General features: G+C 62.6%; 11 protein-coding genes. 5 read left to right on the forward strand and 6 right to left on the reverse strand.

The window, feature by feature from the left end:
• Positions 1–151 precede the first annotated feature (151 nt).
• From clpB to WMO24_RS02765, 6 genes are all read right to left on the reverse strand, one after another.
• The gene (clpB, locus tag WMO24_RS02740) at positions 152–2746 is read right to left on the reverse strand and encodes an ATP-dependent chaperone ClpB (RefSeq protein WP_349214766.1); all 2595 of its coding nucleotides are present in this window, start codon (positions 2744–2746) and stop codon (positions 152–154) included.
• Between the two features lie 48 nt (positions 2747–2794).
• Positions 2795–3442 (reverse strand): ribbon-helix-helix domain-containing protein, encoded by a 648-nt coding sequence (locus WMO24_RS02745; RefSeq protein ID WP_349214768.1) that lies wholly within the window; start codon positions 3440–3442, stop codon positions 2795–2797.
• Between the two features lie 150 nt (positions 3443–3592).
• A complete protein-coding gene (locus WMO24_RS02750) occupies positions 3593–4411 on the reverse strand; it encodes a YesL family protein (RefSeq protein WP_349214769.1) in 819 nt (272 codons plus the stop codon).
• A 39-nt stretch (positions 4412–4450) separates the two neighbouring features.
• Positions 4451–4615: a hypothetical protein gene (locus WMO24_RS02755; protein WP_349214771.1), complete on the reverse strand. Its 165-nt coding sequence runs from the start codon at positions 4613–4615 to the stop codon at positions 4451–4453.
• Between the two features lies 1 nt (position 4616).
• Positions 4617–5351 (reverse strand): hypothetical protein, encoded by a 735-nt coding sequence (locus WMO24_RS02760; protein ID WP_349214772.1) that lies wholly within the window; start codon positions 5349–5351, stop codon positions 4617–4619.
• 11 nt (positions 5352–5362) lie between these two features.
• On the reverse strand, positions 5363–6091 hold the full coding sequence (locus WMO24_RS02765) for a lysophospholipid acyltransferase family protein (protein WP_349214774.1): 729 nt from the start codon (positions 6089–6091) through the stop codon (positions 5363–5365).
• Positions 6092–6337: 246 nt separating this feature from the next.
• On the opposite strand from WMO24_RS02765, the gene WMO24_RS02770 reads away from it, so the two are divergent.
• From WMO24_RS02770 to WMO24_RS02790, 5 genes are all read left to right on the forward strand, one after another.
• Positions 6338–6949, forward strand: a complete 612-nt coding sequence (locus WMO24_RS02770) for a GNAT family N-acetyltransferase (RefSeq protein ID WP_349214776.1) — start codon at positions 6338–6340, stop codon at positions 6947–6949.
• On the forward strand, positions 6946–7908 hold the full coding sequence (gluQRS, locus tag WMO24_RS02775) for a tRNA glutamyl-Q(34) synthetase GluQRS (protein ID WP_349214778.1): 963 nt from the start codon (positions 6946–6948) through the stop codon (positions 7906–7908). The genes WMO24_RS02770 and gluQRS overlap by 4 nt, the downstream gene beginning before the upstream one ends.
• 15 nt (positions 7909–7923) lie before the next feature.
• Positions 7924–8925 (forward strand): helix-turn-helix transcriptional regulator, encoded by a 1002-nt coding sequence (locus WMO24_RS02780; protein WP_349214780.1) that lies wholly within the window; start codon positions 7924–7926, stop codon positions 8923–8925.
• Positions 8926–9004: 79 nt separating this feature from the next.
• Positions 9005–9136 carry a hypothetical protein gene (locus tag WMO24_RS02785; RefSeq protein WP_349214782.1) on the forward strand — a complete coding sequence of 44 codons (132 nt, stop codon included), beginning with the start codon at positions 9005–9007 and terminating at the stop codon, positions 9134–9136.
• A gap of 20 nt (positions 9137–9156) precedes the next feature.
• Positions 9157–9402, forward strand: coding sequence for a hypothetical protein (locus WMO24_RS02790; RefSeq protein WP_349214784.1), 246 nt, complete (start codon positions 9157–9159; stop codon positions 9400–9402).
• Positions 9403–9434 lie beyond the last annotated feature (32 nt).

The following is a 9434-nucleotide window of genomic DNA, read 5'->3' on the forward strand; positions in this document are numbered from 1 at the left end:
GACCAGCCCTGGTCCCCATTTTCCCGCCTTGCGGGAAAAACCCGGCACCCTTTGTGGTTGTCGAGGCGGTTTGACGATGCAGCCGCGCAAAAGGGTCTCCTGCCCGGCGTCGTTTTCTTACGGAACCCCGGCAAAGGCGCCGGGGGTTTTCTCAGCGAAGAAGCAATGTGCCGTTTTCCGCGTCCACGGTGATGGTCTCGCCGGGGGCGGGGTCGTCGGCCAGAATGTGCCGTGCCACCAGCGTTTCCACCTTCTGCTGAATGTAGCGCTTCAGCGGGCGGGCGCCGTAAATGGGGTCGTAGCCGCCGTCCACGATGGCCTGTTTGGCCGCCGGGGTGACCACCAGCTCCAGCTGCTTGTCGGCCAGGCGTTTGCGCAGGCTTTGCAGCAGCAGGTCCACCACGCCGCCGATCTCCTCTTTGGTCAGCGGTTTGTAGTACACGATCTCGTCCAGGCGGTTCAAGAACTCCGGCCGGAAGGACTGCTTCAGCAGCGCGTCCACCTGGGCCCGGGCCTCGGGCGTGATCTCCCCGTCCCGGATGCCGTCCAGAATATAGGGCGAGCCCAGGTTCGAGGTGAGGATGATGATGGTGTTCTTAAAGTCCACGGTGCGGCCCTGGCTGTCGGTGATACGGCCGTCGTCCAGCACCTGCAAAAGAATGTTGAACACGTCCGGGTGGGCCTTTTCGATCTCGTCGAACAGCACCACGCTGTAGGGTTTGCGGCGCACGGCCTCGGTCAGCTGGCCGCCCTCCTCGTAACCCACGTATCCCGGAGGCGCGCCGATGAGGCGGGAGACGCTGAATTTCTCCATGTACTCCGTCATATCGATGCGCACGATGTTCTTTTCGTCGTCAAACAGGCACTCGGCCAGGGCTTTGGCCAGCTCGGTCTTGCCCACGCCCGTGGGGCCCAGGAACAAAAAGCTGCCGATGGGGCGGTTTTCGTCCGCAATGCCCGCGCGGCTGCGCAGGATGGCCTGGGTGACCTTTTCCACGGCCTCGTTCTGGCCGATGACCCGCTTGTGCAGAATGTCGTCCAGATGGAGCAGCTTCTCCCGCTCGCCCTCCATGAGCTTTGCCACGGGGATGCCCGTCCAGCGGGCGATGATGCGGGCGATCTCCTCTTCGGTGACCTTATCCCGCAGCAGGGTGGCGTTTTTCTCCACGGATTCGGCCTTTTTCTCCTCTTCCTGCAGCTGTTTCTGCAGGCTGGGCAGCTGGCCGTATTTCAGCTCGGCGGCTTTGTTCAAATCGTACTCCCGCTCGGCTTTGGCGATCTCGCCGTTGACGCGCTCGATCTCCTCGCGCAGCTTCTGCACCTTGCCGATGGCGGCCTTCTCGTTCTCCCATTTGGCGCTCATGGTCTGGAACTCGTCGCGCATGGCGGCCAGCTCCTTCTGCAGCGCCTCCAGCCGCTCTTTGGACAGCTGGTCGGTCTCCTTTTTCAGGGCCGCTTCCTCGATCTCATGCTGCATGATCTTGCGGCGCAGATCGTCCAGCTCCGCCGGGGCGGAATCCATCTCGGTGCGGATCATGGCGCAGGCCTCGTCCACCAGGTCGATGGCTTTGTCCGGCAAAAACCGGTCCGAGATATACCGGTTGGACAGCACGGCCGCCGCGATGAGGGCGCCGTCCTGAATTTTGACGCCGTGGAACACTTCGTACCGCTCTTTCAGGCCGCGCAGAATGGAGATGGTGTCCTCCACGCTGGGCTGGTCCACCATCACCGGCTGGAACCGGCGCTCCAGGGCCGGGTCCTTTTCGATGTACTGGCGGTACTCGTTCAGGGTGGTGGCGCCGATGCAGTGCAATTCGCCCCGGGCCAGCATGGGCTTGAGCAGGTTGCCCGCGTCCATGGCGCCGTCGGTCTTGCCCGCGCCCACGATGGTGTGCAATTCGTCGATGAACAGAATGATCTGCCCTTCGCTCTTTTTCACTTCCTGCAGCACGCTTTTCAGGCGCTCTTCAAACTCGCCCCGGTACTTGGCGCCGGCCACCAGCGCGCCCATGTCCAGGCTGAAGACCTTGCGGTCCTTGAGGTTTTCGGGCACGTCGCCCCGGACGATGCGCTGGGCCAGCCCTTCGGCAATGGCCGTTTTGCCCACGCCCGGTTCGCCGATGAGCACGGGGTTGTTTTTGGTTTTCCGGCTGAGGATGCGGATCACGTTGCGGATCTCGGCGTCACGGCCGATGACCGGGTCCAGCTTCTGCTGGCGGGCCAGGCTCACCAGCTCCTGGCCGTACTTGGCCAGCACGTCGTAGGTGCTTTCGGGGTTGTCGCTGGTCACGCGCTGGTTGCCCCGCACCTGGGCCAGCACGTTCAAAAATTCGCTTTTGTCAATGGAGAACTGGCGCAGCACCTCGCGCACGGCGGCGTTGGGCGCGTCCATCAGGCCCAGGACCAGATGCTCCACGGACACGTATTCGTCCTTCATGTTCCGGGCGGTCTTTTCCGCCGCGGTCAGGGCTTTGTCCAGCTCCGGGGTGATGTAGACTTTGTCCGGGTCCCGGCCGGTGCCCGTCACATGGGGCAGCTGGGACACCTTGTTTGCAAAGGCGGCGGCCAGGTTGCCCGGCTCGACGCCCATCTTGCTGAACAGCTGGCCGATGAGGCCGTCCTGCTGATTTAAAAGCGCGCAGAACAGATGCTCCGGGCACAACGCCTGGTTCTCATATTCCACGGCCAGGCTCTGGGCGGCGCGCAGCGCCTCCAGAGACTTTTGTGTCATTTTCTGTGCATCCATAGGTTCACACTCCTCTTTTCTGTGCAGTCAAACAAACGGGGTCGGGCGCTACAGCCTTGCGGCCGCTTCGTCCAGACCGGCGGTATAGGCGCGCTGCACCGCGCGCACGGCGCGGTCCGCGTCGCTCAAATCGTCAAAAAAGGTTTTCAGGCAGGTGTCGAACAGCCGCACGTAAGAGGCCAGCGCCTCGCCCAGCGCTTCGTCCGACAGGTTCTGCGGCGTGCGCAGCACCCGGGTATACCGGCCGCCCGACGCCTGGCAGGTGCGCCGCGGACCGTGCAGGCACGCGTCCTCCAACTTGGTCCACAGCTTGTAAAACTGGCTGAGATACAGCAGCAGCGTGGGGTTCTGGGTGCGCAGCTGCGCCCGGAACTCGCCCAGCTCCTCGCCCGCGTGGGGGTACAATTCCACCACGTAGCGCACGCTGGGGTTGTATTTGTACTGCAGCGCACTGCGCACGCTGTACATGGCCTCGCTGGCGCTGAGCATGGGCTGCAGCGCGCTTTGGCTGTCCAGCACCGCGCTGATGGCGCTGAAAATATCCTGCATCCGCTGTTCGGGCGTGGCCAGCTGGGTGTACTCGGCCAGAATGCGGTTGATCATGTTGGAGCGGCTGGTCCCCTCCCGGTAGGCCAAACGGTCCACCGCGGCCACCACGTCGTCCATCAACACCAGACTGTATACACTTTTCTGCATGGCTCCACCTTCTTTCCTGATGAAATTGTACCACGTCAAAAATAACTTGTCAAGCAAATTATATAATTATTTTTACGAGTTTTCGCTTCACTTTTAGGGTGCCCCAAAACGGCGCAAAAAAACAGCGCCCCCAAATCGGGGGCGCGGGATTCAGAGGGCAGCGGCCTCTTCGGCGCGCTCTTTTTCGCGGCGCTCGGCACGCAAATCGGAAATGTGGAACACCTGTTCCATCACAGGCCAGGCCCACATGTCCACGATGAGTGCCAAAAAGGCGGGAACGCCCAGCAGGCACAGCAAAAACGTAATGGGCAGCGGCACAAAGCCGATGAGCACCACGCCGGATGCCAGCGTGATGGCACCGGCGGGCAGAGACCGTTTCAGAAAGCCCATGGTCAGCAGCAGGCTGTTTTTCAGCATGGGCACCAGGTTCATGTTCATCTGGGTCAGCTGCAGCAGCGCGTACAGCCAGCTGGTAACCGCAATGTACAGGCCCAGCATGACCATACCCAGCAGGATAGGACTGATCTGTTGGGCGGTCATCAGATGAATGACCGCGGCCGCGCACTCCATGGCGCAGATGGTGCCGAACAGCGCGCTGACGGCAAAGGCCTGTTTCCAGCAGCTTTTCCAGGCTTTTTTGTACTCGTGCCAGAAAAAGCACGGCTCGTCGCACAGCTGCTTGATGAGCAGGGTGTGCATGCAGGCCAGCGCCGGGCCCACCAGCGCGGTGGATGCCACGAACACCACCACCGCAATGGCCAGCATGCCCAGGTACTGCCAGAACAGCACCCCAAAGGTGACGGCCGCGATCATGGGCACGGAGCACAGCAGCAGCAGGATGCCGGCCAGCCAGATCTGGGAAGCGTCCCGGGTGAAGATCTCAAAAAAACGGGCCGCGCCCTTTTTGCGCGGTGCGTCCTTGGGAACGCCCGGGCCTTCTTTGTTGAAATTAAAACGAAACAACCCCATGGTAAGAACTCCTTCGCGGGCGCCGCCGCCCGCCCCTGTTTATTTTTTCCGGTAATCGTAAAACCGCCGGTACGGATTCTGTGTTTGCTGCGTGGGTGTGGATTCCGCCTTGGCCGGCTGTGACCGGCTGGCCCGTATGGCCGCCAGAACCAACACGGCCAGCACAACCAGCAGAATGCAGCCCACAATCAAAAGCCAGTGCATGTCATGCCTCCTTTTGCGTCCATGCGTCGAACAGCGCCGCGGCGCTGTTGTAGTACGCGGTCAATTCCTCGTCGCCTTCCAGCGTGCTGCCGGTGTACACCCGTTTGACCAGCGTATAGTTTTTCATGGTGTCCTGAAGCGGCTCGCCCTGGGAGCCGTCCGGCGTGGCGGTATTGCCCAGGTCCAGGCCGGCCAGCGCCGGGCAGTCCTCCCAGGCGACGCCCATGCCCGTGATGTCGGCGTTTTCAAAATCCTCGGGCGCGGTGCCGTCGTTGCAGGCAAAAATACCGTACTTTTCCTCAAAGACCGCCACGTCGTCGGTCAAAAACAGCATGCTCTCCCCGGTCTGCATATCGCCCATGAGCTTGGTGATCATGGCCATCTGGGTGTTGGGGTCGATGGCGTCCTCGGTGATCCAGTATTCCAGCACCTGCACTTCCACCTTGCCGTCGCCGTTGCGGTCATCGCACAAAGTGGCCAGCTTCTCGCCCAGGGTCTCGTCCGCACTGTAGGGCAGCGACTGGGTGGTCAGCACGCCGATGGTGTAGTCCGGCTCCACCTTGGTGACCACGTCCTTCACCAGCAGGCCCACCATCAGCGCCACCGCCACGCCGATGATCACATGCCATTTGCGATAAAACCAGAAATTGTCCCATTTCTGGCGGCGCGTCATGGGTTTGGGCGGCTCTTCGGGCGCGTCCGGTTTGATATTCAGCGTATAGCGGGCACTTGCCATGATTTCTCCTTTCAGCCGGGCTGTTTCGCCGCAGCAATGAGGCCGGCCACCTGCTCGGGCAGCTGCTTGAGGGCAGCCCGGTCCAGCCCTGCGGTGGAAACGGGCGGCAGAATGGTCACGTTTACGTGGGCGGGTTTCATCAGGCCGCCGTTGGCCTCCATGATTTTATAGCTGCCGTCAATGGCCACGGGCACGATGTCCGCGCCCACCTTGCTGGCAATGCGGAAGGCGCCGGCCTTGAACTCGCCCATGCGGTCGCCTTTGCTGCGGGTCCCCTCGGGGAACACCACCACGCTTTTGCCTTCCTTCACCAGCTCGCCCGCCCGGTTCATGGCCTCCATGGATTTGCGGGCGTTGGCACGGTCGATAAACACGCAGTCCAAAAGCCGCATCCACTGGCGCACCAGCGGGATGCGGTCCGTCTCCACCTTGGCCACCAGCGCGTGGGGCCGGTCCAGATACAGCAGCATCAGGGGGATGTCGTAATCGCCCTGGTGATTGGGGGTGAACACCACCGCCCGGTCGGTAGGGATGTTCTCGGCCCCTTTGACGGTGACGGTGACGCCCGCCAGCTTCATCAGCGTGCCGGCCCACATGCGCACGTCCTTTTCCAGAATGGCCCGAACCTCTTCCTCCCGGCCGGCCGCCTTCAACCGGCCGGCGCGCCGCATGTCGGGAATGTAAAACAGCAGCGCCCCGAAGAAATAAACAAACCAGACGATTGTACGCAGCAGCGCCATATCCGTCCCCCCGCTTTTTGTAGATTCTTATCTATGATACTGCAAAAAGCGGCCTTTGTACAGATTATCCCACAAATTTGCGTACAAATTGTGACATCTTCCTTGTGGAAAACAACCAATTTTTGCCGTTTTCTTTTGTATAAAATTCCATGAGTTTGTGAAAAATGATGCAGCTGTGTTGTTTCACAAATTTTCGGGCGATATAATAGAAGTAATTCGTGTTTTTTGGGGAGAGGAGGCGTCGTCTTGGCAACGGTCACCATTCGGCCCGCCACGGTCTCGGACGTGGGGATGATGCTGGCGATTTATGCGCCTTATGTACTGAATTCCACCGCCAGCTGGGAGACGGCGCTGCCCTCCCGGCGGGAGTTTGCCGCGCGGCTGCAGCGCTGCCAGGACGGCGGATTCCCCTGGCTGGTGGCCGAGGAAGACGGGGCCATTCTGGGCTACGCCTACGGAGGACGTTTGGGCGAGCGCAGCGGCTACGACTGGACGGCGCAGGTCTCGGTGTATGTGGCGGAGGACGCCTGCGGCCGGGGCCTGGGCACGGCGCTGTACGGCGCGCTGCTGGCGGTGCTGAAGCTGCAGGGATACTGCAGCTGCTATGCGCTGGTGACGGAATCCAACGGGGCCAGCGCCGGGTTCCACCGGGCCATGGGCTTTCGGGAGGCCGCCCGGCTGCCCAACGCCGGGTTCAAAAACGGCAAGTGGCTGAACCTGCTGTACTTTTATCTGCCGCTGAACCCCTGTTCCCTGTCGCCCCAGCCGCCCACGCCTTTTCTGCGGCTGGACCCGGCCCAGCTGAGCCGCGTATACCGCAAGGCCCAGAGCTACACACGGGACGGAGGCAGGCAATGAGAGAATGTGCTGTGCCCGCGCCCGTTGTGCGCGGGCGTTTTGCGCCCAGCCCCTCGGGGCGGATGCACCTGGGCAATGTTTGGTGCGCGCTGCTGGCGTGGCTGTCGGTACGAAGCCAGCAGGGCGTGATGGTGCTGCGCATCGAGGACCTGGACACCGGCCGCTGCCGGCCCGAATACGCCGACCGGCTGATGGACGACCTGCGCTGGCTGGGGCTGGACTGGGACGAGGGACCCGGCGCGGCCCAGCCGGACGGGCCCTATTATCAAAGCCAGTGCGCCCCGCTGTACCGCCGGGCGCTGGAACAGGTGGCCGGTGCGGCCCGGGTGTACCCGTGCTACTGCTCCCGGGCGGACCTGCACGCGGCCAGCGCGCCCCATCGGGCGGACGGCACGGTGCTGTACGCCGGGCGCTGCCGCAACCTGGACGCCGAACAGCGGGCGCAGCTGGAGGCCGCGGGGCGGCGGCCCGCGCTGCGGGTGACGGTGCCGGACCGGGACGTGGCGTTCACGGACGGGCTGTGCGGCCCCATGACCCAGAATCTGGCCCGGGAGTGCGGCGATTTTCTTTTGCGCCGGTCGGACGGCGTGTTCGCCTATCAGCTGGCCGTGGTGACGGACGACGGGCGCATGGGCATCAACCAGGTGGTGCGCGGCCGGGACCTGCTGGACTCCACGCCGCGCCAGATCTGGCTGCAGGAATGTTTGGGCCTGCCGCAGCCGGCCTATTACCACACGCCGCTGCTGTGCGCGCCCGACGGGCGGCGCCTGTCCAAGCGGGAAAAAGACCTGGACATGGGCGCGCTGCGAAGCCGCTTTTCCCCCCGGCAGCTGACCGGGCGGCTGGCGGCGCTGGCGGGCCTGGTGCCCCCCGGCACTCAGTGCACCCCCGCCCAGCTGGTGGACGTGTTCGACTGGAACAAGATCGGACGGGACGATGTGCTCATTTCGGACTGGTAAAAAGGAGGGTTCTCCATGGCGAAAAGTGAAAATCAGAAGCGAAAGCTGTTGTATCTGGCGGATCTGCTGCGCCGGGAGACCGACGAGACGCACGGCCTGACCGTGCAGCAGATGATCGACGAGCTGGCCCGGCGGGACGTGCGCGCCGAGCGCAAAAGCATTTACGACGATCTGCAGACGCTGACCGACTACGGCATGGACATTGTGAAGCTGCGCAGCGGCCACAGCTGCAGCTACGCGCTGGTGCACCGGGACTTTGAATTGCCGGAACTGAAGCTGCTGGTGGACGCGGTGCAGTCCAGCAAGTTTCTGTCGGCCCGGAAAAGCCGCGAGCTGATCCGCAAGCTGGAGGGGCTGGCCTCCCGGTACGAGGCCCAGAGCCTGCAGCGGCAGGTGTATGTGGCCGGCCGGGTAAAGAGCATGAACGAGAGCATTTACTACACCATCGACCAGCTGCACGCCGCCATCTCGGCGGACCGGCAGGTGTCCTTTCTGTACGGGCAGTGGACCGTGGACAAAACCGTGTGCTACCGCCGCAACGGGCAGCGGTACCGGGTGTCGCCCTACGCGCTGGTGTGGGACAGCGAAAATTATTATCTGGTAGCCTACGAGGAAGAGGCCGGGGCCATCCGCCATTACCGGGCCGACAAAATGGCCTCGCTGCGCATGGAAGAGGACAAACCCCGGCAGGGGCGGCAGGCCTTTGAGGCCCTGGACATGGCCGCCTACACCCGGCGCACCTTCGGCATGTTCGGGGGCGAGACGCGGCAGGTGACCCTGTGGTTCGCCCGGCATCTGGCGGGGGCGGTGATCGACCGGTTCGGCCGGGACGTGACCCTGGTGCCCGACGGAGAGGACGGGTTCCGGCTGCATATCCAGGCGGTGATCAGCCCGCCGTTCATGGGCTGGCTGGCCGGCTTCGGGCCGGACGCAAAGCTGCTGGAACCCGGGGACGTGCGCCTGCAGTTCGCCCGGTTTTTGCAAAAAACGCTGGAACAATACGAAAAAGACGAGTAAAGTCCGGTTTATGGGACACATTTTATCCTATACTGAAGACACAGAGAAACAAAGAGCTTCGAGGAAAGGATGTGGCCCCATGGTCAAGATGGCAGCACTGGCACCCAAAGGTGTGTTTGAAGAAGAGGAGATCCGCGTGTATTCGTTTGAAGAAGAGCCCCATGAGCGTCATTTTGACGACTGGGACCGCAACTGGGAAGACGCGGCGTGACGAGAGGAGGAACAGCAGCCATGTCGAACAAAGGAGATTTCGGGTTTTACGGCAAAGGGCTGGACGGCTATGTGCATTACAAGCAGTCCGTCGACCGGATCGCCCAGAGCGGCGGGAGCTCGTCCCCCCGGCACCGCGGGAACGCCGATGACACGGAAAAGCCCGGCATTTATTTTCTGGGCAAGCGGCTGGCATGGTGGCAGGTGTCCATTCTGCTGCTGTTCTGCGGCGGGGCGCTTTTTTTCCTTCTCCAATCCGCAGTATAAAATACAAAGCGCCGGTCAGGCAATGCCTGACC

It is taken from the genome of Ruthenibacterium intestinale, from assembly GCF_040096265.1.
Taxonomy (GTDB): Bacteria; Bacillota; Clostridia; order Oscillospirales; family Ruminococcaceae; genus Ruthenibacterium; species Ruthenibacterium komagatae.